The sequence below is a fragment of the Sulfitobacter sp. 1A12779 genome, from assembly GCF_043557315.1.
Lineage (GTDB): Bacteria > Pseudomonadota > Alphaproteobacteria > Rhodobacterales > Rhodobacteraceae > Sulfitobacter > Sulfitobacter faviae.
Map to the genome: position 1 here is coordinate 465,234 of NZ_JBIFFU010000001.1, position 25,491 is coordinate 490,724.

Below are 25,491 nucleotides of genomic sequence, written 5' to 3' on the forward strand. Positions count from 1 at the left end.
CAATCCGCGGGGCATGCTTTGCGGTGGACCGCCCGTGCGGGGCAACCTTACATATTCGCAACTTGTATCTTGGCGTCGCACAGCGTTAGCCTAGATGACGCCTATCCGGACTACGCCACGCCAAGGAGTGACCTATGCCCCGTGCCCAGACCCGCGCCGCGACCCGTCCTTCGGTCATTGATGACCTGCCGCTCTGGCTCGCGACGCTGACGCTGATGGTGGCGGCCCTGCTGGCCGGTGCCGCCGCGGCACAGGAGCAGAAGATCATCAAAAGCCACGGTTATTCCTTCTACGGCGATCTGACCTATCCGGCGGATTTCGAGCATTTCGACTATGTGAACCCCGATGCGCCCAAGGGCGGGGAAATCTCGATCCCCTTCGTCGGCACGCTGGATTCGATGAACCCCTATTCCGGCAAGGGCCGCGCGCATCTGTTTTCGATCTTCGGTTTCGAGAGCCTGCTGGGAGAGGCGCCCTCGGGTGAGCCGCTGCCGGCGGACGTCTATGGCGAGAGCTACTGCCTGCTCTGCGAAAGCCTCGAATACCCCGAGGACAAATCCTGGGTCACCTTCCACATGCGCCCCGAGGCGCGTTTCTCGGACGGCACGCCGGTGACGGCGCATGACATCGTGTTTTCGCACAACCTGCTGCTGGATGAGGGGCTGAAATCCTACGCCGACGCGGTGCGCAAGCGCATTCCCAAGGTCGAGGCGCTGGATGATCACACGGTGAAGTTCCACTTCGCCGACGGCATCTCGCGCCGCAGCCTGATCGAGACGGTGGGCGGCGTGCCTGCTTGGCCGAAACACTGGTTCGAGGAGACCGGCAATACCCTGAAAGATAGCTGGATGGACCCGCCCCCCGGATCGGGCGCCTACATGGTCGAAAGCGTCGATTTGACCAAGCGTATCGTGCTGAAACGCAACCCGGACTACTGGGGCAAGGACCTGCCGATCAACCGTGGCCGCATGAACTTCGACCGTATCCGGTTGGAAATCTTCAGCGACGACACCTCGGCTTTCGAGGCCTTCAAGGCTGGCGAATACACCTTCCGCGCCGAGGGGGACTCCAAGAAATGGGCCACAGGCTATGACTTCTCCAAGGTGAGTGACGGTGCCATCGTGAAGGCCGAACTGCCTGACGGCTCACCGCCCACGCCCTCGGGCATCATCTTCAACTTGGGCCGCGAGACGTTGCAAGACCGCCGCGTGCGCGAGGCCGTGGCGCTGATGTTCAACTTCGAATGGACCAACGAGTCGCTGCAATACGGGCTGTTCAGCCACCGCGCCTCTTTCACCCAAGACACGCCGCTGATGGCCGGGGCCGCGCCCGAGGGGGCGGAACTGGCGCTTCTGGAAAGCCTCGGCGATCTGGTGGCGGAGGAGTTGCTGAGCGAGCCCGCCGTGGTGCCGCATAGCTCGGACCCCGCGCGCCTGTTGGACCGCCGCAACGCGCGCCGCGCCTCCAAGCTGCTGGAAGAGGCGGGCTGGACCGTGCAGAACGGCATGCGCGTCAACGAGGCGGGCGAGCCCCTGCGGCTGAATTTCCTGATGAACTCCGCCGGCTCGCCGACGATATCGGCGGTCATCGAGAACTTCGTCGGCAACCTCACCTCCATCGGCATCGATGCGCGGCTCGAGAAGGTGGACAGTTCGCAATACACCGCCCGCGAGCGCGACCGCGACTACGACATGATCTACGATGGCTACGCCGCCTTCCTTGGCACCGGCACCGGGTTGGCGCAACGCTACGGCTCGGAAGCGGCGGAGTTCTCGCTCTTCAACCCGGCAGGCCTCGCCAGCCCCTTGGTGGACGCGATCATCGAGGCATCGCTTGATGCCGAAACGGCTGAGGAGGAAGACGCCGCCCTCATGGCCCTCGACCGGGCGCTGCGGCACGAGTTCTTCATGATCCCGACGTGGTACAACGACAGCTACTGGGTCGCCTATTACGACCAGTACGAGCACCCCGAGATCCCGCCCTACGCTTTGGGATACCTCGATTTCTGGTGGTATGACGAAGAGGCCGCCCAGCAGTTGCGCGCCTCGGGCGCCTTGCGGTAAGGCGACCAAATGGGAGCCTATATCCTCAGACGGCTTTTGCTGGTGATCCCGACGTTGTTCGGCATCATGCTGGTCAACTTCGCGCTGGTGCAATTCGTGCCCGGTGGCCCGGTGGAACAGGCCATCGCCCGGATTCAGGGCGGCGGTGACGTCTTCGGCGGTTTCGCCGGAGGCAACAATGACGCCGGGGTCGATACCATGGCCCGCGGGTCCGACAGCACCTATGTCGGCGCGCGCGGCTTGCCGCCCGAGTTGATCGAGGAATTGGAGAAAGAATTCGGCTTCGACAAACCCCCGGTGGAGCGGTTCTTTCACATGCTGTGGAACTACATGCGGTTGGATTTCGGGGAGAGCTACTTCCGCGCCATCAGCGTGATCGATCTGATCAAGGAAAAGCTGCCGGTGTCGATCACGCTGGGGCTCTGGTCGACGCTAATCGCGCACTTGGTGTCGATCCCGCTGGGCATCCGCAAGGCAGTGCGCGACGGCTCGCGCTTTGACACGTGGACCTCGGGCGCGATCATCGCGGCCTATGCGATCCCCGGGTTCCTCTTCGCCATCCTTCTGCTGGTGCTCTTCGCCGGCGGCTCCTACTGGCAGATTTTCCCGCTGCGTGGCCTGACTTCGGACAATTTCGACAGCCTCAGCCCCTTGGGCAAGGTGGCCGATTATTTCTGGCACATCACCCTGCCGGTGCTGGCCTCCACGATCTCGGCATTCGCCACGCTGACGCTGCTGACCAAGAACAGCTTTCTGGACGAGATTAAAAAGCAATATGTCATCACCGCCCGCGCCAAGGGCCTGTCCGAGAGCAAGGTCCTCTACGGCCATGTCTTCCGCAACGCGATGCTGATCGTGATCGCCAGCTTTCCGGCGGTGTTCATCTCGGTCTTCTTCGGCGGGTCGATCATTATCGAGACGATCTTCAGCCTCGACGGTTTGGGGCGTTTGGGCTTCGAGGCAGCGGTGGCGCGTGACTATCCGATCGTCTTCGGCACGCTTTTCATCTTTGGCCTCATCGGCCTTGTCGTCGGTATCCTGTCGGACCTGATGTATGTGCTCGTCGACCCGCGCATCGACTTTGAGAAGAGGGAAGGCTGATGGCGCTCTCTCCGCTGAACCAGCGCCGCTGGCGCAATTTCACCGCGAACCGGCGCGCCTATTGGTCGCTGTGGATCTTCGCGATTCTGTTCGGGATTTCGCTGCTGGCCGAGTTTGTGGCGAACGACAAGCCGATCCTCGTGAGCTATCGCGGCGAATACTACACGCCGATCTTCAACTTCTACCCTGAGACCGCTTTCGGCGGCGACTTCCAGACCGAGGCCGCCTACCGCGATCCCGAGGTGCAATGCCTCATCGCCACCGGCGGGCTGGACCTTTGTTTCGACGATCCGGAGGGCTACATCCTCGACGCCGAGGATGGCGAGATCGAGGGCGAGGCGATCGAGACAGGCTGGGCGCTCTGGCCTGTCATTCCCTATTCCTACGACACCGCCGTGGACCGCCCCGGTGCCGCACCCCTGCCGCCCAACGGGCAGAACTGGCTGGGGACCGATGGCACCAAACGCGATGTCATGGCGCGCGTGATCCATGGTTTCCGCCTGTCGGTGGTCTTCACTCTGATCGTGACCGGGGCGGCCTCGCTCATCGGTATCCTCGCGGGCGCGGTGCAGGGTTTCTTCGGCGGCTGGCTCGACCTGATCTTCCAGCGCATTATCGAGATCTGGTCTTCGACCCCGTCGCTCTACGTCATCATCATCATGTTCGCCATTCTGGGCCGAAGTTTCTGGCTTCTGGTCGTGCTGCTGGTGCTGTTTTCGTGGACTGCATTGGTTGGCGTGGTGCGGGCCGAGTTCCTGCGTGCGCGCAACCTCGAATACGTCCGCGCGGCCCGGGCGCTCGGGGTCGGCAACGGCACCATCATGCTGCGCCACATGCTGCCCAATGCCATGGTGGCGACGCTGACCATGCTGCCCTTCATCATCACCGGCACGATCTCCACGCTGGCGACGCTCGACTTCCTCGGCTTCGGCCTGCCGTCTTCGGCGCCCTCGCTGGGTGAGTTGACGCTGCAGGCCAAGCAGAACCTTCAGGCGCCGTGGCTCGCCTTCTCGGCCTTCTTTACCTTTGCCATCATGCTGTCGCTTCTGGTCTTCATCTTCGAGGGCATCCGCGACGCATTCGACCCCAGAAAGACCTTCTCGTGACTGCATTGTTGGACGTCAAAGACCTGCAAGTCTCCTTTCGGCAGGACGGGCAGCTGATCCCGGCGGTGCGCGGGGTGAGCTTTGCCGTGAACCGGGGCGAGACGGTGGCGCTGGTGGGCGAAAGCGGCTCGGGCAAGTCGGTCTCGGCGCTGTCGACCGTGTCGCTGCTGGGCGAAAGCGCTGAGGTGAGCGGGTCGGTGACTTACAACGGCCAGCAGATGATCGGCGCCGACGACAAGCTGCTGCGCGACGTGCGCGGCAACGACATCTCCTTCATCTTCCAAGAGCCGATGACCTCGCTCAACCCGCTGCACACGATCGAGAAGCAACTGGCGGAATCGCTGGCGTTGCATCAGGGGCTGCAAGGACAGGCGGCGCGGGAGCGGGTGCTGGAACTGCTCCAGCAGGTCGGCATTAACGACGCGGAAAGCCGCATGGACGCCTATCCGCACCAGTTGTCAGGCGGGCAGCGGCAGCGCGTGATGATCGCCATGGCGCTGGCCAACAAGCCCGACATCCTGATCGCGGACGAGCCGACGACGGCGCTCGACGTGACCATTCAGGCCCAAATCCTCGACCTGTTGAAGGATCTGAAAGACGAGATGGGCATGGGGCTTTTGTTCATCACCCATGACCTTGGCATCGTGCGGCGCATCGCGGACCGGGTTTTCGTCATGCAAAAGGGGCTGGTGGTCGAGGAAGGGCCGACAGCCGAGATCTTCGACAACCCGCAGCACCCCTACACGCGCAAACTGCTCGGCGCCGAGCCCACCGGTGCGCCCGCGCCCGTGGAAGAGGATGCGCACGAAGTGCTGCGCACCGACAACCTCAAGGTCTGGTTCCCGATTCAGAAGGGCCTGCTGCGCCGGACCGTGGGCCATGTGAAGGCCGTCAACGACACCAGCCTGTCGATCCGCGCGGGCGAGACCTTGGGCATCGTGGGCGAAAGCGGCTCGGGCAAGACCACGGCGGCGCTGGCGATCATGCGGCTCATCGGCTCGGAAGGGGAGGTGACCTTTCGCGGCGAGGACCTGCGCAAATGGTCGACCAAGAAGCTGCGCCGGTTGCGCGCCGACATGCAGATCGTCTTTCAGGACCCCTTCGGCTCGCTCAGCCCGCGGATGACCTGTTTCCAGATCATCAGTGAGGGGCTGGCGATCCACAAGATCGACAAGGGGCGCGACAAGCGCGAATTGGTGGCCGAGGTGATGACCGAGGTCGGGCTCGACCCCGCGACGATGGACCGCTACCCGCATGAGTTCTCCGGCGGTCAACGCCAGCGCATCGCCATCGCCCGCGCCATGGTGCTGCGGCCGAAGCTCTTGGTTCTGGACGAGCCGACCTCGGCTCTGGACATGACCGTGCAGGTGCAGATTGTTGATCTTTTGCGGGATTTGCAGGCGAAATACGGGCTGGCCTATCTCTTCATCAGCCATGATCTGAAGGTGGTGCGGGCGATGTCGCACAAGGTCATGGTGATGAAACGCGGCGACGTGGTGGAATATGGGGACGTCGACGCGCTCTATGACAATCCGCAGACGGAATACACGCGGAACCTGTTGCAGGCGGCAGGGTAAGCGGGCGTTGCATTTGCGGAGAGGGTAGGGGGGGCGCTGCCCCCATCGCGCCGGGGGCGCGATTCCCCCGCGGTATTTTTAAAAGGATGAAGATGGTTTGGGCGGCGCTTTGGCCGTCCCGGTGGTGGTTTAGCCTTCGCTGGGGCCGATCATGAAGCAGCTGACGTTGCGCGCGGCCAGACGGCGGCAGGCGAGGTCGGCGCTTTCGCGGGACATGCCGAGGAAGTTCGCGTCAAAGCCTTGTGGGCGGCGCACGACTTTGCGCAGCGTGCCGTCGAGGGTCGACATTTCGGCCAGTGCGGTTTTCAGCAGGACCTTCTCGGCGGCGTAGCGGCTGGGGAAACGGCCCACGTTCACGCCCCAGTGGCGCCCGCCGGAGGTGGAGACGCGGGTCACGATCTCTTGCTCTACCGCCTGTTGTACCGCCAGCGTCACATCTTTGGGGCGCGGTTCGGGGCGCGGGGAGACTTTGGCGGCGGCGATGACGACCTCGGCCTCCTTGGCCTCTGGGGTGGGCGCGGCGGCGGTCGGGGTTGGTGCCGTTTCAACCGCTTCGCGCAGCGCTGCGGTGATATCGCTGTTGGAGACCACGCTGGTTGCTTCGGGCGCGGCGGCGGTGGCCACGACCACGACATCGCTGCGGGGGCGCAGTTGCGGGCGTTTGGAGGTGGTGACGGCGCCGACGAGGCGGATCGTTTTGCCAGCGGCGCCGGGGGCGGTTTCCACATCGGCATAGACGGGTGGGACCGGTTTGCGCAGCGGCGCGGAAGACGGCGCGCGGCGGAAGCCGAGGTCCATAAGCTCGGCCACTTTGGCGTTGCGCGAGGCGGTGGATTTGCCGCCGAAGACGGTCACGATGATGCGCTCATTGCCCCGTTCGGCCGAGGCGGTGAGGTTGAAGCCGGCGGCGCGGGTGTAGCCGGTCTTGATGCCGTCCGCCCCTTTGTAGGACCCCAGAAACCGGCGATTCGTATGGGAGACCTTGCGCACGCCCGCATCGGCGGTGATGCGCGAGAAGAGGTTGTAGTATTGCGGGTAATCATAGAGCAGGTGGCGGCCCATGCGTGTCATGTCGCGGGCGGTGGAGAGGTGGCCGCTCTCGGTCAGGCCGTGCATGTTTTTGAACGTGGTGCGCGTCATGCCAAGCTGTTTGGCGGTGCGGTTCATCCGGCGGGCGAAGGCGGCCTCAGAACCGCCGATGGCCTCGCCGATCGCGGTGGCGGCATCATTGGCGGATTTCACGGCGGCGGCGCGGATGAGGTAGCGCAGAGCGATCTTTTGGCCCGGGCGCATGCCCAATTTGCTGGGCGGCTCGGAGGCTGCGTTTTTCGAGATCGTCACTTGGGTATCGAGAGAGATTTCCCCCCGTTCCACCGCTTGGAAGGCGATATAGAGGGTCATCATCTTGGTCAGGGAAGCCGGGTGCAGGCGGGTGTCGGCATTCTCGGCGTGGATTTCTTTGCCGGTGCGAGCGTCGATGACATAGGCGGCGTAGGGGGCAGCGATCGCGCTGAGGGGCAGGAGAACCAGAACCCAGAGTGCTGCGAATAGAAATAGCCCGTAACGGGCCGGCTGAATGCGCCGAGCCTTCATATTTGCCTGCCTTTTACTGCCTCAGGTCGCCGATTTCTGGCTGACCATTTATTAATTGGTTCAAGGCTAGCATAGGACGCCGCATCGCGGAAGCCGTCGAATCCAGTGAACAGGGGAAAAAGGGGCGGATCTCTCCTCCAATATGTAGAGGCTTGCACACATCAACCCACTATAAGCGCGAATAAGGCAAGAATTGGGCGGAAATTGGCCCGCAGTGCGGCATTTTCGGCGATGTGTCAGAACGACTCAGGCGCGGGGGCGAGTCACCCCGACACGATCTTTTCGATCGTTTCTGGGAGGCCTGAGAGGTCGCTGATCTCGGCGAAACGGGGGGAATTGGTTGGCGCTTCGGCATGTTCCATTGCCCATGTGAGGTCGTGAGGCACATAGACGCCCCAGCCGCCTGCCGCGATCATCGGGCGCACGTCGGAGGCCATCGAGTTGCCGACCATCAGCCCCCGTTCGGCACCTTGGCCGTGCTGCTCAAAAATGTGGCGATAAGCGGCTTCGGTCTTGTGAGAGACGATTTCGACCGCGTCGAACCTGTCGCGCAGGCCCGATTGGGCCAGTTTGCGCTCTTGGTCTAGCAGGTCGCCTTTGGTCACCACGATGAGCCGGTAGTCGCCGCGCAGGTTTTCCAGCACGTCTTCGACATGGGGCAGCAATTCGATGGGGTGGTCCAGCATGTCACGCCCGGCGGCAAGCAGATCGCTGATCACCTCGGCGGGGACTTTGCCCTCGGTCACCTCGATCGCGGTTTCGATCATCGACAGGGTGAAGCCTTTGATCCCATAGCCGTAATGCGGCAGATTGCGCCGTTCGGCCTCCAGCAGCCGGGCCATCAGGTGGTCGCGTTCACTATGTTCGGCGAGAAGGGCTGCAAAACGGTCGTGAGAGAGTGCAAAGTAGCGTTCATTATGCCACAATGTGTCATCCGCATCGAAACCGATAGTGGTGAGTGCCCCGCCCATATGTGCTGCCTCTTTCCTAAATTGGTTCAGGGGCTATATAGACGGCTGCACGACGAACAAGCTCTACCCCCAGCCGCAGGAGCAGCAATGCACCGTGACGACGTGAAAGCAGATTGGACGATCCAGCCCGCAGGCCGGTCCGCGCCGGGCGCGTGGATGATGGCCGACCGCCCCAAGGATGACGACGACAGCGAGCTGTTGACCAAGACTCGCCCCAAGACCAAACGCCCGCCGCTCTACAAGGTGATGTTGCTGAACGACGATTTCACCCCGATGGAATTCGTGGTGCATGTTTTGGAACGTTTCTTTGGCCTGAACCACGCGCAGGCGTTCGAGATCATGTTGACGGTTCACAAGAAGGGGCTGGCCGTGGTTGGCGTCTTCAGCCACGAGATCGCGGAGACGAAAGTGGCACAGGTGATGGATTTTGCCCGGCGTCACCAGCATCCGCTACAATGCACCATGGAAAAAGAAGAATAACACGTGATTGATCCGCGACTGGAACTGGCCCTGAACGGCGGTGGGCTAGCCCTGCCCGAAACTGGGGTGATCGCTGTTTTTCAGCCCCCCGTGGATGCGGATCTGGCCGGTCTTCCGCCCGAGCGTTGCAAGATCATTCACGATTTCAAACCTGCCTATGACGCGTGGACGGCGCGGGGCTATGAGGCGGCGCATTCGATCGAGGGGCGCTATGCTGCCGCCATCGTCTGTCTGCCGCGCGCCAAACATGAGGCCCGCGCTTTGGTCGCTCAAGCTTGTGCTGTGAGCGATGGGCCGGTGGTGGTTGACGGGCAAAAGACCGATGGCGCGGATTCCATCCTGCGCGAGATGCGGGCGCGGGTGACGGTGCAGGGGCCGATCTCCAAGGCGCATGGCAAGCTTTACTGGATCGACGCGGGCGCGAGCGATTTTTTCACGGATTGGGAGGCTGGCCCGGCCCAGACGGAAGGCGGCTTTTGGACCGCGCCGGGGGTGTTCTCTGCCGATGGGGTCGATCTGGCCTCGGCGCTTTTGGTGGATGTGCTGCCCGATAACCTCGGGGCCGAAGTGGCCGATCTGGGGGCGGGCTGGGGGTTCCTTTCGGCGCATGTTTTGACGCGGCCTAAGGTGAAGACGGTGCATTTGGTCGAGGCTGGGCATATGGCGTTGGAATGTGCGCGCCATAACGTGACCGATGACCGCGCCGTGTTCCATTGGGAGGATGCCACCGAATGGCAGCCCCCGCACCGGATGGATACCGTGGTGATGAACCCGCCTTTCCACACAGGCCGCGCTGCCGAGCCGCAGATCGGTCAGGCCTTTGTCGCCGGTGCCGCGCGGATCCTCTCGGGGCAGGGCGATCTGTGGATGGTGGCCAACCGGCATCTGCCCTATGAGGCGGAACTGAAGAAACGCTTTGCTCAGGTGGCCGAGCTTGGAGGCGATGCGCGGTTCAAACTGTTCCACGCCACACGCCCGCTGACCCGGCGCCGCTGAGCCTAAAGGGGGTATCCCGATGTCATTCTCGATCTCTGGTAAAACAGCCATCATCACCGGCGCGGCGGACGGGATCGGCCTTGCCATCGCGCGGCATCTGGCCGACCGGGGCGCCAATGTGATGTGCGCCGATTCCAACGAGAAAAAGCTCATGGAAGAGCTGGGCGACACGCCGGACGACGGCAATATCCGCGTCTTTGCCGGTGATCTGCGCCAGCGGCTGACCATCGCCAACCTCGTCTCGGCCACGATCGACGCTTACGATCAGGTCGATATCCTCGTGAATGCCTCGCGGCAGGTGATGCCTACCGACCCGCTGGATGTGGAGGATGGCTCGGTCGAGACGCTGTTGCAGCAAAACCTGATGACGGCGCTGCAACTGTCACAGCAGGTGGCGCGGCGGATGATCAAACAGGCCGAGGGCCAGACTGAGGGGCAGGTGGGGTCGATCATCAACCTTAGCTCCATCGCGGCACAGCGCCACCAGCCGGATATGATGGGCTATGCCATCGCCTCGGCGGCGGTGCAGCAGATGACCCGCTCTCTGGCGCTGGTGCTGGCGCCGCATCGGATACGGGTGAATGCGATCTCTTTCGGTTCGGTGATGAGCGCGTCCCTCCGCGCCGCCGTGGCCGAGAATCGCGACTGGCGCGACGACATCCGCGCGCATACGCCGCTTGGCCGGATCGCCGGGCCGAATGAGCTTTGCGAGGCGGTGCAATTCCTCGCCGCTGAAAGTTCGGGCTTCATGACCGGCGAGATCATGACCATCGACGGCGGTCGCACGCTGCTTGATGTGGTCTCGGCCCCCGCGCATTGAGGGCGGGCAGCAGTTTTCTGCGGCAAAAGTGAAATCATCCAGATTTCGCCCTTGACCCCAATGCCAAGCTGCCTTATCCGACGCGCCACGGCGTTATAGCTCAGTTGGTTAGAGCGAACGACTCATAATCGTTAGGTCCCTGGTTCAAATCCAGGTAACGCCACCATCCTCCCCCTTCGTTTCAGATGAACATCCGGCGTCAGCGCTGCTGCGTGCGCGCCGCGCTTGGGTTGCGCATGGGGCTGGAAGGGATAGAAGATAGCCCATGCCCCGCGCGGGTTTGAGCAGATGAAAGCAGCCTTATGACCACGGAAAACTTCGTTCACGAGATCAACGTCACTTGGGGCGATTGTGACCCGGCGCAGATCGCCTATACCGCGCGGCTGCCCTATTTCGCGCTGGACGCGATCAACGCGTGGTGGGAGGCACATTTCGACGGTGACGGCTGGTTTCAGCTTCAGATCGACCGCAATATCGGCACGCCTTTCGTCAACCTGTCGATGGATTTTCGCAGCCCGGTCACCCCGCGGCACAAGCTGATGTGCGAAACCTATCCGACCCGGCTTGGCAATAAGTCCATCACCTTCGGCATGAAGGCGCGGCAGAATGGGGTGCTGTGTTTCGAAGGGTCTTTCACCTGCGTCTTTACCATCGCGGATGTGTTCAAAAGCCAATCCGCGCCCGAAGAATTGGCTCGTGTGATCAAACCTTTGGTCCGCGCCGACCTCGCCTGAGGCAATTGCGCCGCGAGCAGTTGAAGTTCCCCCGATTGCAGCGTCTTATCGCGCAGCACATTGAGGGAGACGAAGATGACGATCAGGACTGCGGTAATCGGATTGGGGATCATGGGCCGGCGCATGGCCGAGAACATGGTGCTGCACCCTGACTTCACGGTCACCACCATGTGGGATCCCGACCCCGCGGCCTGCGCCGCCGCGCAAGAGGTCGCGCCGGAGGCGGTTGTCTCCGCCACGGCGTCCGAGGCGATGGCCGATGTCGATCTCGTTTACCTCGCCTGCCCCCCGGTGCCGCGCAAAGCCTATGCGCTTGAGGCCGCGGCGGCGGGCAAGGCGATCTTCCTCGAAAAACCGCTTGGCGTGGACATTGCCGAGAGCCGCGCCTTGGTGGCCGAGTTGCAGGCCGCGGGCGTTCCGGCGGCGGTCAACTTTACCCAAGCGGCGGGGGCGGCGCTGACCGATCTGACGCGGTCGATCAAAGAGGGCGCGCTTGGCGATCTTTGCGGCATCGACATCATCTTGACCTATCCGGCATGGCCCCGCGCGTGGCAGGTGGATGCCGATTGGCTGCGCTTTGCCGCTGAGGGGGGCATGACGCGCGAGGTGATCTCGCATTTCCTGTTCCTGAGCGAGCGGGTGCTGGGGCCGCTGACCCTGCAATGGGCTCATGCGGAATACCCCGACGACAAACTTTGCGAAACCCATGTGGCGGCGCGGCTGATCAATGCCGAAGGCTTGCCGGTTTCAATCCTCGGTTCTGTCGGCGGCGCGCAGCCAGACCGGCAGGAAGTGACGGTGAAAGGCGCGAAGGCCAGCCGCCGGATCTCGGAATTCTCCATCGACACCGTCTCGACCGGGGAGGATTTCGCGCCGACCAGCGACGCGCCCGCTGACACCCGCGCCACCAGCCTCAAGGCGCAGCTTGACGACATGGCGCTGCTGATGGCGGGCAAGCCCAGCCGTCTGGCCACGCCAGAGGAAGCGCTGCGGGTGCAAGAACTGATCGAAGGCATCTTGGCCAACCGGGGGGCGCAGTCATGACCGCCACGCTGCAATCTTCGCCCGAGACCTGCCATTGGGGCTATTTCGAGGCCAGCCGCCCGCCTGCGCTGACCATCCAAAGCGGCGAAGAGGTGATCATCAACACCGTCTCAGGCGCGCCCAATTGCCTGCCGCCCGAGGGCTTCCATGTGCCGCCCGAACTCTACGACATCCACAAGGCAGGCCCGCCGCCGATGCCGGGCCATATCCTGACCGGGCCGGTCGCCGTCGAAGGCGCGATGCCCGGCGATGTGCTGAAGGTCGAAATCCTCGATGTCGCGCTGCGGCAGGACTGGGGGTATAACTTCATTCGCCCCCTGGCGGGCACGCTGCCGCAGGATTTCCCCGAGACCTATCACAGCAATATCCCGCTGGATGCAGAGCGGGGCGTCGCCCGGCTGCCTTGGGGGCTGGAACTGCCCTTGGCCCCGTTCTTTGGCGTGATGGCCGTGGCACCGCCGCCCGAATGGGGCCGGATCGCCACCATCGAGCCGCGCAAACATGGGGGCAATCTGGACAACAAGGAACTGGGGGCGGGCAGCACGCTTTACCTGCCGGTCTTCAACGAAGGGGCGCTGTTTTCCTGCGGGGACGGGCATGGCGCGCAGGGCGATGGGGAGGTCTGTGTCACGGCGATTGAGACGGCGCTACAGGGGCGCTTCCGTCTGACTGTGTTGAAGGACCGCACACTCAGCTATCCGCAGGCCGAAACGCCGAACCATGTGATTACCATGGGCATGGCCCCCGACCTCGACCGCTGCGCGGAGATGGCCCTGCGCGACATGATCGCATTGGTCTCTGACCGCGCGGGGATCAGCCGCGAGGATGCCTATGTGCTCTGTTCGCTGGCCGGCGATCTGCGGATCACCCAGACGGTGAATCGCGAGAAGGGCGTGCATATGATGATGGCGAAAGAGTTGATCGGCGGTTAACTGAGCCTCTGCGCCAAGAAAAAGGGCCGCATCGCTGCGGCCCTTTTGCGTGTCTAGCTAGCGGCAGATCACTCTTCCGCCCAAGCCATCCGCGCCGGGTGATATTCGAACCCGATGTGATGCGCGGCACCCACCAGCCCCTCGCGGGTGTGGTTGTAGAGCGAGCGCCAGTAGGGCTGGATCGTGACGCCATCGTCTTGCAGCATCTTCTCACCCTTCGCCATGATCTCGCGGCGCGCTTCGACATCCGCCGTGGCCAGCGCCTCTGACAGCAGGGCGTCGAACTCGGGGCTCGCATAGCCGAACTCGTTCCACGCCTCGCCCGAGCGATAGGCCAGCGCCCAGATCTGCACGCCCAAGGGCCGCGCGTTCCAGTTGGTGGAGGAGAAGGGATATTTCACCCAGTCGTTCCAGAAGGTCGAGCCGGGCAGGATGGTGCGTTTGACCTTGATGCCCGCGTCACGCAGCTGGGCTGCCACGGCATCGGTGGTGTCTTTGCGCCATGCATCGTCGATCGAGAAGAGCTCATGCTCGTAATCGGCCATCCCCGCCTCTTCCATCAGCGCGCGGGCGGCTTCAGGGTCGGTCTTGGGCGGCTCGACTTCGGCGTATTCGGGGTGCATCGGGCCGACGTGGTGGTTCTCGGCGACGAGGCCGCGCCCGGCGTAGCCCAGTTCCAGCAGCACGGCATTGTCGACCGCGAGTTGCAGCGCGTTGCGCACGCGCTTGTCCTCGTAAGGTTTCATGCCGTCGACTTCGGCCAATTGGTTGGGGCGGATCACGATGGTCGCCGCCGTGGCAATCTCATTCTCGACCCAGCCGTCGAGCGTGCTCATCACGTCGATATATTCGCCTTCCATGGAGTAGAAAGCGTCAACCTCTTCGGCTTCGGCCGCGGCGATCCATGCGGAAGGATCGGTGCCGTAGTCGATATATTCCAGACGGTCGATATAGGGCCCGCCGAAGACCTCACTGCCCCACCATGTGTGATCGGGGTTCTTCACCAGCACGCTTTTGACGCCAACTTCGAGCGACTCGGGCAGGTAGGGGCCGGTGCCTTTCGGGTTTTCCAACATCGTGTCGGGGTCGAACCCTTCGGGCGTGATCGCGGCGGGGTAGTCGGCCATGCCGGGGATCAGCGTGATGTCGGATTTGGGCAGCGTGAGCTTGACGGTGTGGTCGTCCACCACCTCGATCGCGCCTTCGATGGCCTTGCCGGTTTCCTCATCCACTAGCGTGGCGAAACGGCCCGCCATGGAGTTGCCTTCGAGCGACTTGTCGCACCAGCCTTCGATGTTGCGCGCCACGTCCTGCGCGGTGAAGGCGGTGCCGTCGTTCCATGTCACGCCCTTGCGGACGTTCAGCGTGTATTCGGTGGCGTCGTCGTTGATCTCCCAGCTTTCCAGCAGACCGGGGGTGAAGGTGCCGTCATTCTCCCAGATGGCGAGGTATTCCAGCCAGCCGCGGCTGAAGTTGGCGATCTGCGACCAGTCATAGGTGCGCGGGTCTTTCAGGGCACGCACCTCCATCTGCATCCGCACGGTGCCGCCTTCCTTGAGGTTGGCATGGGCTGCCGCACGCGCGGGCGCGGCCATGCCAAGCATCCCGTAGGCTGTGGCGGACGTGGCCCCGAAGGCGCTCGCAATCGCCAGAAACTCGCGTCTGCTGACGGGGTCTTTCTTGGCGTTCTCGGCTGATGTCAGCACGGATTGCGGCAGCGGTTTTCCGGTGCGTGTCAAAAATTCCATGATTTTCCTCTCTGTTGGTGCGTTGGCCAAGGCCATCGCGGATCCCCACTTTTATGGTGGGGCAGGTGATGCAGTTGACCTGCTTTTGTCGCCTCTTGAGGTGGGCGCGGGGTGTTTAGTCTGCCGATCAGGCGCGTTGCGTCAAGCCTGTCGCGGGAAGTTGAGCAGCAAGCTAGCGCAGGAAAGCGGCCCGGCAAGCGCGGGCATGGGGGAAAAGTGCTGTGAGGCTGGCGGGTTAGGCCAGATCGCGCGCGGCTTTGAAAAGCGCCGCAAGCCGCGCCGGGTCGCCGAGTTCATTGGCCAGCATCAGAACCAATCGGGCATTTAGGGCGTGGCTTTCCGCCTCGTTCAGCCCTTCATGGGCGGCCATGAGGGCGGCATAGACGCTGTCGCCCTCGGCGCCGAGGTTGTCTTCGAGGATCATGCGGTGGCTCCTTTCGCACGGTCAAAGGCGCGGGCAATCGCGGCGCTGTCGGGCTGGTCGAAGACGGAGCAGACATGTCCATCGGGGCGCAGCAGATAGAGGAACCCGCTGCCATAGCGCCGCTGCGCGTGGCCGTCCTTGCCCTGAAAACAGGGGTAGGCGTCATGTGATTGGTCGATGCCGATCCGGGCGACGCCGGGGATATCGGGGGCGGTGATCGCTCCCACGGCGAGGAGGGTGAACTGGCCCTGAACCGCGCCCAGCAGCCAGCAATCCCCCGCAGGCCCGGCCAATGGCGCGTCGATCAATGCGCTGCCGGGGCGCAGGGGCGCATCGCCTGCGGTTTGCAGCGGGCTATGGGCCAGCGTACAGGGCTGCGACAACCGGCCTGAGTTGATCAGTTTGCGCGCGAATGGGTGCTTTGCTGCGAGGGTCAGCACTTCGTTGCGAAACAGGGTCTCGATGGGGGATTTCGGCGTCATGAAATTGGTCGCGCGGGCGGAGTTGCGCATGTTCTCATCCGCGCCATGGCCGCGTTCGATGTCATAGCTCTCGATCAGGCTTGGCGGCGCATCGCCCTGCACCACAGCGGCCAGTTTCCAGCCAAGGTTGTCGACATCCTGCACCCCGCCATTGCCGCCCCGCGCTCCGAAGGGGCTGACCACATGGGCGCTGTCACCGACAAAGACGACCCGATCATGCACGAACCTCTCCAGCCGCGCACAGCGGAACTTATAGACGCTCATCCAATCCAGCCGGAACGGCGCATCGCCCAGCATCTGTCTCAGCCGCGGGACGACTTTCTCTTTGGTCACTTCGGCTTTTGGGTCGGTCTCTGGCCCCAGTTGCAGGTCGATGCGGTAGATGTTGTCGGGCTGTTTGTGCAGCAGCGCGGATTGGCCATTATGAAAGGGTGGGGCGAACCAAAACCACCGCTCGGGCGTGTCATGGTCGCCGAAGGGGGAGGTCTCCATCTCCACATCGGCGATGAGGAAATGTTCGTCAAAGGTCTGCCCTTCGAAGGGCAGGTTCATCCGTTTGCGCGTGGCCGAGCCCGCGCCATCGCAGGCGATGTACCAGTCGGTTTCCAGTTGGTAGGGGCCATCCGGCGTCTCGATCGTCAGCTCAACATGGTCGGCGTGGCCCTTGTGATCGGTGACCTTGTTGAGAAAGCGAAGGTCGATCAGGTCGGGGAACTCCTGCGCGCGTTCAATGAGATACTCTTCAACGTAATATTGCTGAAGGTTCACGAAGGCCGGATATTTATGCCCCGGCTCGGGCAGCAGGTCGAAGTTATAGACCTCCTGTTCCCCGTGAAACTGGCGGCCCACTTTCCACGTCACGCCCTTTTCCAGCATCCGCTCGCCGATGCCGAGCCTGTCGAAAATCTCCAGCGTCCGTTTCGCCCAGCAAATCGCGCGCGAGCCGAGGGAGACGACGTTGTTGTCATCCAACACGACCGATCTGACCCCGCGCAGGGCCAAGTCCACGGCCATCGACAGGCCGATAGGGCCAGCGCCTATGATCACCACCGGATGCCGCGGCTCGGGCGCGGTCAGGCCGGGTGGGGGGCTGTAGGGGAAGGGGGTGTAGGCATAGGCCATGGCGGTATCCTCAGAGAAAGACGCGCAGGAGCAGCAGGGCCAGCAAGGCCAGCGTCACCAGTGCCACCCGGCGGCGCGCACCGCGGTATTCGGGCGCGCGCAGCATCTTTGACCAAACCTGCGCCGCATCGCGCAGCCCGGCGTAGGGCTGCCCACTTCGGCGGGCCGCGTGGCGGCGGTGCTCCATTACCAGCGCGAAGACCAGATAGAACCAGAGCGCCAGCGCCAGAGCGATCAGGGCGGGAAGAAGCGCGGGCAGGGACATCAGTCCGACAGCGCCTCCCACATCTCTTTGTCGCGCGCCGCCGTCCAGATGCGCGGCGTATCGATGTCCAGCGCCTCGTCATAGGCGCGGGCGACGTTGAAGGGCAGGCAGTGCTCATAGATCGCATAGTCGCCGAACTTGGGGTCGCATTCGGTGCGCACGGCGTCCCATGCCTCTTTCAAGGTGCCGCCACGCAGAGCCACGCGGGCCGCCGGGCGGTAGGTAGAGCGGACGAAGTCTGCGGTGCTGTCGATCGCGGCATTGACCATGTCGCGCCCCACCAGCGCGTCGCCCCGGCCCGGCGCGATGGCGTCGAGGTCGAAGGCGCGGATGCGTTCCAGCGTCTCGGGCCAGTCGTGGAAATGCCCATCGCCGCAGTAGCAGGCGGAGTGATACTCGACGATGTCGCCGGTGAACATGACGTTCTGGTCCGGCACATAGATCACCGCGTCGCCCGCCGTATGGGCGCGGCCCAACTGCATGATATCGACCCGGCGTTTGCCGAGATAGACGCTCATCCGTCCGTTGAAGGTGGTGGTGGGCCACGTCAGGCCGGGGATGCTCTCATGACCTTCGAAGAGACGGGGAAACCGCTCGAATTCGCTGTCCCAATCCTCTTGCCCGCGTTCGGCGACCATGGCGCGGGCCTTCTCAGACATGATGATCTGCGAGGCACCGAAGGCCGACGCCCCGAGCACACGCACGGCGTGGTAATGGGTCAGCACCAGATGGCTGATCGGCTTGTCGGTGACCGAGCGGACGCATTCGATGACCTTATTCGCCAGTCGCGGTGTCGCCTGTGCTTCGATGATCATCACGCTGTCGTCGCCGATGATCACGCCGGAGTTCGGGTCGCCCTCGGCGGTGAAGGCGTAGAGACCCTCACCCACCTGGGTAAAGGAGATTTCCTTTTCGGTCATGTCGCCTTGTGATGCGAATTGCTTGGCCATGTGTTGTCCTTCTGTCTTGCTTCGCCAGCGCGGATGCGCGGGTTGTTCAGGAAAAGTCGATTGCCGGGCGGACCTTGCCGGTGCAGGCGCCGAAACCCACGCGAAAGCCATCGCCCTGGGCGTGGCCGGTGAGGGTCAGCGTGTCGCCGTCTTCGACAAAGCTGCGGGTGCTGCCGTCTGCGAGGGTGATCGGCTCCTTGCCGCCCCATGACAGTTCCAAGAGCGACCCGCGTTGCGATTTTTCGGGGCCGGAGATCGTGCCGGAACCCAAAAGATCGCCCGCGTTCATCGCGCAGCCCGAAGAGGCATGATGCGTCAACTGCTGCGCGGCGGAGTAATACATCTCGCGGTAGTTGGTGCGGGCGATTTCCTCGGCCTCGCCGCCCTCGGGCTGGAGCATCACGGAAAGCTCGATGTCATAAAGGCCGGGTTTGCTCTCGCGCAGGTAGGGCAGCAGGTCTTTCTCCCGCGCGGGCGTCGGGGTGCGAAAGGGCTCCAACGCGTCACGGGTCACGATCCACGGGGAGATCGAGGTGGCGAAGGCTTTCGCCTGAAAGGGGCCGAGCGGTTGGTATTCCCACGCCTGAATGTCCCGCGCCGACCAGTCGTTCAGCAAGACATAGCCAAAGATCATCTCATCCGCCTCAATGATGCGGATCGGCTGGCCCATCTCGGTCGAGGTGCCGACGATCGCGCCCATCTCCAACTCGATATCGAGTTTTTGACAGGGGCCGAAATGCGGCGCTTCGGCTTCGGGGGCTTTCAACTGGCCATTGGGCCGCGTGATCTCGGTCCCCGAGACGACGACGGTGGAAGCGCGGCCATTGTAGCCGATGGGGATGTGCAGCCAATTCGGCGGCAGCGCGTTCTCGGCTCTGCGAAACATGGTGCCGACATTCGTGGCGTGATGCTTGCCCGCGTAGAAATCCGTATATTCGGAAACCATCATCGGCATGTGCAACTGCGCGGCCTCCATCGGCACCAGATGAGGGGCAACGGCGGCTTGATCCGGCGCATCGGCGCTGAGCAATTCGATCAGCCGGGACCGCAAAGAGGCCCAAGCCGTGGGGCCAAGGTCCATCACATCGTTCCAATAGGGCACATCGAACACCGGCTCTTCGGCGAGGGCGATCAGCCCCTCTTCCTCCAGCGCGGCCATGTCGAGGATCATATCCCCGATGGCCACGCCGCAGCGCGCCTCAAGCTGATTGGTCGAAAAGACGCCGTAGGGCAGGTTGTTCAGCGGGAAATCGGTGGTGGCCGAATTGGCGCTTTCCACCCAAGAGGTCATCAGGGTCATTGCGGTCCTTTCGAGGGCGGTCACTTCTTGCCCGGGGTGCCGTCGAACTTTTTCTCAAGGCTTTCCCAGCAATCGATGTAATCGTCCTGCAACGGCGCTTCCTTGGCGGCGAATTCGGTCAGATGCTGCGGGAAGCGGGTCTCGAACATGAAGGACATTGTGTTGTCGAGCTTATGGGGCGCCAACTCGGCATTCGACGCGCCCTCGAATGCGTTCCGGTCCGGCCCATGCGGCAGCATCATATTGTGCAGGCTCATGCCGCCGGGAACGAAGCCCTTGGGCTTGGCGTCGTACTGGCCGTGGATATTGCCCATCAGTTCGGACATGATGTTCTTGTGATACCACGGCGGGCGGAATGTATCCTCAGCCACCATCCAACGGTCACGGAACAGCACGAAGTCGATGTTCGCCGTGCCCTCCACGCCCGAAGGCGCGGTCAGCACGGTGAAGATTGACGGGTCGGGGTGGTCGAACAGCACCGCGCCCACCGGGCAATAGGTGTTGAGGTCGTATTTCACCGGCGCGTAATTGCCGTGCCATGCCACCACGTCGAGCGGCGAATGCCCGATCTTGGTCTCATGGAACTGGCCGCACCACTTGATGGTGACGGTCGAGGGCACCTCGCGGTCCTCAAAAGCCGCCACGGGGGTCTTGAAGTCACGCGGGTTCGCCATGCAGTTGGCGCCAATCGGGCCGCGCGCGGGCATGTGGAACTTCTGGCCGTAGTTCTCACAGACAAAGCCGCGCGCGGGGCCGTCCAGCACTTCGACACGGTAGACCAGCCCGCGCGGAATGATGGCGATCTCCTGCGGGGCGATGTCCATGACACCCAACTCGGTGCAAAAGCGCAAGCTGCCCTCCTGCGGGACGATCAAAAGCTCGCTGTCGGCAGAGTAGAAATAGCTGTCCACCATGCTTTCGGTCACCAGATAGATATGGCTTGCCATGCCGACTTGGGTGTTCACATCCCCCGCCGTGGTCATCGTGCGCATGCCGGTCAGCCAAGTCAGCGGCGTGTCGGAATGGGGCGCCGGATCCCAACGGTATTGGCCAAGGCTGGTTACATCCTGCGGCTGATGCGGTGCGGACTTCCAATAGGGCAGGTCGATCCGCGTGTAGCGCGACGAATGTTTGACCGAGGGCCGGATGCGGTAGCACCATGTACGCTCGTTCTGATGAGAGGGCGCGGTAAAAGCCGTGCCGGAAAGCTGTTCGCCATAAAGCCCGTAGTTGCATTTCTGCGGGGAGTTCATGCCCTGCGGCAGGGCGCCGGGCAGGGCTTCGGTTTCGAAATCATTGCCGAAACCCGGCATATAGCCCGGATGCGTGCCCGATGTGGTGGCCGCGGTTGTCATCGTCGATGGCTTGGACTGGTTGGTCATCTGTGCCCCCTTGCAGAATCTGTTACAAGCGTAATAGTTGGATTTGTAACTAACAAGCGGCGCAGCATGGCGGACGGTGACTTTCAGCTTCAGTATTTTCTGCCCTACCTGCTGAACCAAGCGGCGGAGGCGTCATCGCTTGAGTTTCAGCAGATCTACAAAAGCCGCTATGGCATGTTGCGCACCGAATGGCGGGTCTTGTTCCACCTCGGCCTATACGGGCAACTCACGGCGAGCGAGATCGGCCAGCGCGCGCGGATGCATAAGACCAAGATCAGCCGCGCCGTGCACCGCCTGACCGAACGGCGCTTCGTCACCCGCAGCCGTGACCCAGAGGATCGGCGGGTGGAGCATCTGTCGCTGACCCGGCAGGGCCAAGCGGCCTATGACGATCTGCGCGCCGTGGCGCAGCGCTACAATGCCGCGCTGATGGATGCGCTCGACCCTGCCGAGGCGGCGGTGCTGCGGCGGGCGCTGCTCAAGCTGTCGGATGTGGGGCAGGGGGGCTTTACTTAGCCCGTGGAAACCGCCACCGATGGCGCATGACCGATCAGACCAAAGGCCTCTTGCTCACCTTTCTTGGGGTGATGTGCATCGTTCCCGAAGCGCTTTTCGTGCGCGTCATCGACGCGCCGATGCTGACGCTCGCCTTTTGGAAGGTGACCCTCGTGGGCATGGCGATTGGCGCGGGCCTGCTGCTGGCCCAAGGCACCGCTCCCTTCCGCGCCCTCAGCCGCGCCGGATGGGCGAGCGCGATCTACATCGGCGGCGTGGCCTGCGCCGGGGTCGGCTTCGTGCTGGCCGTGCGCCTGACCTCGGTCGCGAATGTGGTCTTCATCCTCGCCTCGCTGCCGGTCTTTGCCGCGATCTATAGCCGGGTCTTTCTGGGCGAGCCGATCAGCCGCCGCATGTTCTTTACCATCGCGGCGGTGCTCGCTGGCTTGGCCGTGATCGCCTTCGGCTCGGGCGAGACCGAGAATGCCTCGCGCGCGGGCGATCTGCTGGCCCTGTCGATCTCGGCCATCTTCGCCGGAGCGCTGACAGCGGCGCGCCACGCGCGCGCGGTGTCGATGGTGCCAGCGGTAGCGTTGGCCTATCTGCTGGCCGGGGCGGTGCTGCTGCCCGTGGCGCAGCCGCTGCACATGCCCACCGCAGAACTGCCGCAGATGCTGCTCTACGCGGCGTTCATGGCTGCCAGCGCCGGGCTCATCGCGCTTGGCCCGCGCTATATTTCAAGCGCCGAAGTGGGCCTGCTCGTTTTGTTGGAATCCGTGCTGGCGCCGCTGCTGGTCTGGGCGGTGCTGGGCGAAGACCCCGGGATCTATGCGTTGATCGGCGGGGGGATCGTCGTGGGCGCGCTGTTTCTGTCGAACCTCATCGCCCTGTCGCGCCGCCGCCGCGTCGTGCCCCCACTGCCGCGCCACTAGGATCAAAAGTCGGGGCTGACGCCCGGCAACTCCAACGCCTTGATCAACTCACGCAACTCCTGCCGCGCGGCGATGTTCGAGATATTGAGCTGTTTCACCCCGATATCCTTGAGGTCCAGCAAGGTCAGACCGCGCGGGAAAAGCTCCCGAAAAATCACCCGCTCATTGAACCCCGGCGCGGTGCGGAACCCGATCCGCTTGCTGAGGTTGTTGATCGCGCGCTCCATCTTTTCCTTGTTGACCATGCGTTGCGCCCCCAAACGGTTGCGCACCACGATCCAATCGATCGCCGACAGCCCGGCCTGCGCCCTGAGCTGCCGCGCGTTCCAAACCATCTCGGAATAGACGGAGGGGCCGGTGATCTTTTCGCCATTGGCATCGATATGGGCCAAAAGATCAAAGTCGATGAAACTGTCGTTCAGCGGCGTGATCAATGTGTCCGCCAGCGAATGGGCCACCTGACTGAGCCGCGTGTGCGAGCCGGGGCAGTCAATCAGAATGAAATCATTGTCTGGCTCCAGCGCGGCCACGGCGGCGCTCAGGCGATGATCATACATGTTCTCGCCGGGGCGCAGGCTGCTGGCCTCCACATCCGGCAATTCGCAAAGCGTCGGACTGGCCAGCGTCAGGCCGGACTCGCGCATGAAGGCCCGGCGGTTCTCGATATAGCGCCCAAAGGTCCGTTGCCGCAGGTCGAGGTCCAGCCCGCTGACCTTATGGCCAAGCCGCGCCAAGGCCGTCGCCACATGCATGGAAACGGTCGATTTGCCCGCGCCGCCTTTTTCGTTACCGACGACGATAATATGCGCCATACTGCTGTCCCTTCGCGCCTGCCCTTCAAGGCAGGATATTGTTGAGCCGCACTATATGTAGGGTTCACGCCTTTGGAAAGTGGCGAGGCCGCTTGTTCAGCCGACCGTGGCAGCCCTGCCGCGTTTGGACATCGCGCACATTTGCGCTATTTTCACCGCTCAAGGTGCCGTGTAACACCGCGCCTTACCGCGCCCGCGCACCCCAACGAACCGCTCAAGCAAGGCCTCCCCCATGCCAGATCACCACCCCACCACATCGAAACCAATAACTGCCCGCGGCGTGCTGCCGTCTCTTGGCATGGTGATCGCGGAATTCGCGCTGGTTTGCCTGCTGGTGGCGCTTGTGCCTGTGACGGTCTACCTCGATACGGCCGTTCTGGGCGAGGGCGTCACCGAAGATTCGCTGACCGAACATATGCACAACACCCTGCTGGCCATCGCGGCTGGGATTTTCATGATGGGCGCTTATCAACATGTGGGCATGCGGGGGTATCTCACGCTGGCGGCCACGCTCTTCGCCTGCATGTTCCTGCGCGAATATGACGCCGCGCTCGACCGCATTCAACACGGGTTCTGGATCTACCCCGCCCTCGTGACACTGGCAGTGGGCAGCTTCATCGCATGGCGCAATCGCGGCACCACGCTGCTGCCCATGCTGCACCACCTGCAATCCCGCTCCGCCACTTTCGTCTATATCGGCGTGGTGCTGCTGCTCTTCTTTTCGCGGATTTTCGGCACCGGCGCCCTGTGGGAGGCCGTCATGGGCGCCGCCTATGACCCGCAAATCAAAACCACCGTCCAAGAGGGCACGGAACTGCTCGCCTATCTGCTGATCGCCTATGGCGCGGTGCTGTCCCACCTGCACGGCTACGGCGCCCAAGCCGCCCTACAAGAACGCCGCCTCTAACTCGGCCTCCCCCATGCGCGCCGGCCCCCACCGGCACGCATACCCCTTAACTTCATCCTTTTAAAAATACCTCCACACCGCTTGCCGCACACACCCGGCCTCGGCCCCATCCCCCAAACGCAAAAGGCGCGACCCCCGAGGGGCCGCGCCTTTGTTTCGCACTGTCGGTTAGGCTTAGAAGCCCAGACCTGCGTATTTGTTCTTGAACTTCGACACGCGGCCGCCGGTGTCCATGATGCGGCCAGTGCCGCCGGTCCAGGCAGGGTGCACGGAAGGGTCGATGTCGAGCGACAGCTGGTCGCCTTCTTTGCCCCATGTCGATTTCATTTCCACAACGGTGCCGTCGGTCATTTTGACGTTGATGATGTGGTATTCGGGATGTGTATCGGTTTTCATCGACCAGTCCTTTATGCGTTCGCGCCGGAAAGCGGCTTGTAGTGGACGTTTTCGGCGATCCGTGCGGATTTGCCGCGACGGCTGCGCAGGTAGTACAGCTTGGCACGACGCACGCGACCACGGCGCACGACGGTGATGCTGTCGATGTTGGTCGAATGCAGCGGGAACACACGCTCCACGCCTTCGCCAAAGGAAATCTTGCGCACGGTGAAGGACCCGGCGATGCCGTGACCGTTCTTGCGCGAAATGCAGACGCCTTCGTAGTTCTGCACACGGGTGCGGGTGCCTTCGGTGACTTTAAAGCCAACACGAACGGTATCACCGGCACGGAAGTCGGGGATCTCTTTCCCCAGTTCGGCGACTTGTTCCGCCTCGATCTCTGCGATCAGGTTCATCTGACCATTCTCCTATGATGTTCGCGGTATTCCACGAAATTATGTCGCGACCCAGAGCTTCGGGTTCTATCGGGCAGCGCCGCGATCGTTTCCAATCAAGGCCCCCCGCCGGAGGTATCGTCGTCATTACTTAGTTTCCTGCGTTAAACGCAAAGCACCGGAGCCGCCAAAGCGATTCCGGATGCGCGGGGTATAGGGGGCAAAAGCGATAGGATCAAGGGGGCTGTGGCCGCCTTGATCCCCTGTGTCTCAGACCTCTGCGCGCTGGCGCGTCAGGCCAGCGCGATCACGCCCAAGACAACGAGCAGGAACAGCACCAGAACGATGCCGATCAGCACTTTCGCCCCGGTCATCGCGGCACCCGATACGCGGCCAAAGCCCAAGAGTGCTGCAACGGCGGCGACGATCAACAGAATAAGAATAAGTTCAAGCATTTGGATTCTCCCTCCGATATGGGAGATCAA

The 25,491-nt window shown here is 63.0% G+C and carries 26 protein-coding genes and 1 tRNA gene; 14 read left to right on the top strand and 13 right to left on the bottom strand.

Annotated features, from left to right (window positions below):
• The first annotated feature begins 134 nt into the window (after positions 1–134).
• Genes ACGYLQ_RS02320 through ACGYLQ_RS02335 form a run of 4 tightly spaced genes read left to right on the top strand, consistent with a single transcriptional unit; the run spans position 135 to position 5,847 of the window.
• Entirely contained in the window at positions 135–2,063 is a 1,929-nt protein-coding gene (locus tag ACGYLQ_RS02320) for an extracellular solute-binding protein (protein WP_394440155.1), read from the top strand.
• A gap of 9 nt (positions 2,064–2,072) precedes the next feature.
• Positions 2,073–3,164, top strand: coding sequence for a microcin C ABC transporter permease YejB (locus tag ACGYLQ_RS02325; RefSeq protein WP_067268603.1), 1,092 nt, complete (start codon positions 2,073–2,075; stop codon positions 3,162–3,164).
• Entirely contained in the window at positions 3,164–4,270 is a 1,107-nt protein-coding gene (locus tag ACGYLQ_RS02330) for an ABC transporter permease (protein ID WP_394429409.1), read from the top strand. The genes ACGYLQ_RS02325 and ACGYLQ_RS02330 overlap by 1 nt, the downstream gene beginning before the upstream one ends.
• Positions 4,267–5,847, top strand: a complete 1,581-nt coding sequence (locus ACGYLQ_RS02335; protein ID WP_394440157.1) for an ABC transporter ATP-binding protein — start codon at positions 4,267–4,269, stop codon at positions 5,845–5,847. Before ACGYLQ_RS02330 ends, ACGYLQ_RS02335 begins: the two co-directional genes overlap by 4 nt.
• 129 nt (positions 5,848–5,976) lie before the next feature.
• Here ACGYLQ_RS02335 and ACGYLQ_RS02340 read toward each other — a convergent pair whose 3' ends face one another.
• Together ACGYLQ_RS02340 and ACGYLQ_RS02345 are read right to left on the bottom strand one after the other, a co-directional pair.
• Positions 5,977–7,440: a D-alanyl-D-alanine carboxypeptidase family protein gene (locus tag ACGYLQ_RS02340; protein WP_394440159.1), complete on the bottom strand. Its 1,464-nt coding sequence runs from the start codon at positions 7,438–7,440 to the stop codon at positions 5,977–5,979.
• 263 nt (positions 7,441–7,703) lie between these two features.
• On the bottom strand, positions 7,704–8,411 hold the full coding sequence (locus ACGYLQ_RS02345) for an HAD family hydrolase (RefSeq protein WP_209216544.1): 708 nt from the start codon (positions 8,409–8,411) through the stop codon (positions 7,704–7,706).
• 156 nt (positions 8,412–8,567) lie between these two features.
• Between ACGYLQ_RS02345 and clpS the strand changes: the two genes are divergently transcribed.
• From clpS to ACGYLQ_RS02380, 7 genes are all read left to right on the top strand, one after another.
• The gene (gene clpS / locus ACGYLQ_RS02350) at positions 8,568–8,891 is read left to right on the top strand and encodes an ATP-dependent Clp protease adapter ClpS (protein WP_394440249.1); all 324 of its coding nucleotides are present in this window, start codon (positions 8,568–8,570) and stop codon (positions 8,889–8,891) included.
• Between the two features lie 3 nt (positions 8,892–8,894).
• The gene (locus ACGYLQ_RS02355) at positions 8,895–9,887 is read left to right on the top strand and encodes a class I SAM-dependent methyltransferase (protein WP_394440161.1); all 993 of its coding nucleotides are present in this window, start codon (positions 8,895–8,897) and stop codon (positions 9,885–9,887) included.
• Positions 9,888–9,906: 19 nt separating this feature from the next.
• Positions 9,907–10,707 (top strand): SDR family NAD(P)-dependent oxidoreductase, encoded by an 801-nt coding sequence (locus ACGYLQ_RS02360; RefSeq protein WP_067268615.1) that lies wholly within the window; start codon positions 9,907–9,909, stop codon positions 10,705–10,707.
• Between the two features lie 89 nt (positions 10,708–10,796).
• Positions 10,797–10,873 (top strand) — tRNA-Met (locus tag ACGYLQ_RS02365).
• A 136-nt stretch (positions 10,874–11,009) separates the two neighbouring features.
• The gene (locus ACGYLQ_RS02370) at positions 11,010–11,441 is read left to right on the top strand and encodes a thioesterase family protein (RefSeq protein ID WP_067268618.1); all 432 of its coding nucleotides are present in this window, start codon (positions 11,010–11,012) and stop codon (positions 11,439–11,441) included.
• Between the two features lie 75 nt (positions 11,442–11,516).
• Positions 11,517–12,485 carry a Gfo/Idh/MocA family protein gene (locus ACGYLQ_RS02375; protein ID WP_394440163.1) on the top strand — a complete coding sequence of 323 codons (969 nt, stop codon included), beginning with the start codon at positions 11,517–11,519 and terminating at the stop codon, positions 12,483–12,485.
• Positions 12,482–13,417 (top strand): acetamidase/formamidase family protein, encoded by a 936-nt coding sequence (locus ACGYLQ_RS02380; RefSeq protein WP_394440165.1) that lies wholly within the window; start codon positions 12,482–12,484, stop codon positions 13,415–13,417. Before ACGYLQ_RS02375 ends, ACGYLQ_RS02380 begins: the two co-directional genes overlap by 4 nt.
• A 68-nt stretch (positions 13,418–13,485) precedes the next feature.
• Here ACGYLQ_RS02380 and ACGYLQ_RS02385 read toward each other — a convergent pair whose 3' ends face one another.
• From ACGYLQ_RS02385 to hmgA, 7 genes are all read right to left on the bottom strand, one after another.
• Entirely contained in the window at positions 13,486–15,165 is a 1,680-nt protein-coding gene (locus tag ACGYLQ_RS02385; protein ID WP_394440167.1) for an ABC transporter substrate-binding protein, read from the bottom strand.
• A 235-nt stretch (positions 15,166–15,400) separates the two neighbouring features.
• Positions 15,401–15,589, bottom strand: a complete 189-nt coding sequence (locus ACGYLQ_RS02390) for a DUF2783 domain-containing protein (RefSeq protein WP_394440169.1) — start codon at positions 15,587–15,589, stop codon at positions 15,401–15,403.
• A complete protein-coding gene (locus ACGYLQ_RS02395; protein WP_394440171.1) occupies positions 15,586–17,193 on the bottom strand; it encodes an FAD-dependent oxidoreductase in 1,608 nt (535 codons plus the stop codon). The genes ACGYLQ_RS02390 and ACGYLQ_RS02395 overlap by 4 nt, the downstream gene beginning before the upstream one ends.
• Before the next feature lie 10 nt (positions 17,194–17,203).
• The gene (locus ACGYLQ_RS02400) at positions 17,204–17,458 is read right to left on the bottom strand and encodes a hypothetical protein (protein ID WP_394440173.1); all 255 of its coding nucleotides are present in this window, start codon (positions 17,456–17,458) and stop codon (positions 17,204–17,206) included.
• Positions 17,458–18,408, bottom strand: a complete 951-nt coding sequence (locus ACGYLQ_RS02405) for an MBL fold metallo-hydrolase (RefSeq protein WP_394440175.1) — start codon at positions 18,406–18,408, stop codon at positions 17,458–17,460. The genes ACGYLQ_RS02400 and ACGYLQ_RS02405 overlap by 1 nt, the downstream gene beginning before the upstream one ends.
• 46 nt (positions 18,409–18,454) lie before the next feature.
• Positions 18,455–19,708, bottom strand: coding sequence for a fumarylacetoacetase (gene fahA / locus ACGYLQ_RS02410; RefSeq protein WP_394440177.1), 1,254 nt, complete (start codon positions 19,706–19,708; stop codon positions 18,455–18,457).
• Positions 19,709–19,728: 20 nt separating this feature from the next.
• The gene (gene hmgA, locus ACGYLQ_RS02415) at positions 19,729–21,090 is read right to left on the bottom strand and encodes a homogentisate 1,2-dioxygenase (protein WP_394440179.1); all 1,362 of its coding nucleotides are present in this window, start codon (positions 21,088–21,090) and stop codon (positions 19,729–19,731) included.
• A 66-nt stretch (positions 21,091–21,156) separates the two neighbouring features.
• Between hmgA and ACGYLQ_RS02420 the strand changes: the two genes are divergently transcribed.
• On the top strand, positions 21,157–21,606 hold the full coding sequence (locus ACGYLQ_RS02420; protein ID WP_067268636.1) for a MarR family winged helix-turn-helix transcriptional regulator: 450 nt from the start codon (positions 21,157–21,159) through the stop codon (positions 21,604–21,606).
• Between the two features lie 26 nt (positions 21,607–21,632).
• Entirely contained in the window at positions 21,633–22,517 is an 885-nt protein-coding gene (locus tag ACGYLQ_RS02425; RefSeq protein WP_394411303.1) for a DMT family transporter, read from the top strand.
• Positions 22,518–22,519: 2 nt separating this feature from the next.
• On the opposite strand, the gene ACGYLQ_RS02430 is transcribed toward ACGYLQ_RS02425, so the two are convergent.
• On the bottom strand, positions 22,520–23,329 hold the full coding sequence (locus tag ACGYLQ_RS02430; RefSeq protein WP_271688345.1) for a division plane positioning ATPase MipZ: 810 nt from the start codon (positions 23,327–23,329) through the stop codon (positions 22,520–22,522).
• 232 nt (positions 23,330–23,561) lie between these two features.
• Between ACGYLQ_RS02430 and ACGYLQ_RS02435 the strand changes: the two genes are divergently transcribed.
• Entirely contained in the window at positions 23,562–24,236 is a 675-nt protein-coding gene (locus ACGYLQ_RS02435; RefSeq protein WP_394440181.1) for a hypothetical protein, read from the top strand.
• 174 nt (positions 24,237–24,410) lie between these two features.
• Here ACGYLQ_RS02435 and rpmE read toward each other — a convergent pair whose 3' ends face one another.
• From rpmE to ACGYLQ_RS02450, 3 genes are all read right to left on the bottom strand, one after another.
• Complete coding sequence (rpmE, locus tag ACGYLQ_RS02440) at positions 24,411–24,632, bottom strand: 50S ribosomal protein L31 (protein WP_067262252.1); 222 nt, start codon at positions 24,630–24,632, stop codon at positions 24,411–24,413.
• Between the two features lie 11 nt (positions 24,633–24,643).
• Positions 24,644–25,027, bottom strand: a complete 384-nt coding sequence (rplS, locus tag ACGYLQ_RS02445; protein ID WP_067262249.1) for a 50S ribosomal protein L19 — start codon at positions 25,025–25,027, stop codon at positions 24,644–24,646.
• A gap of 272 nt (positions 25,028–25,299) precedes the next feature.
• A complete protein-coding gene (locus tag ACGYLQ_RS02450; RefSeq protein WP_082849512.1) occupies positions 25,300–25,461 on the bottom strand; it encodes a DUF1328 family protein in 162 nt (53 codons plus the stop codon).
• Positions 25,462–25,491: the final 30 nt, after the last annotated feature.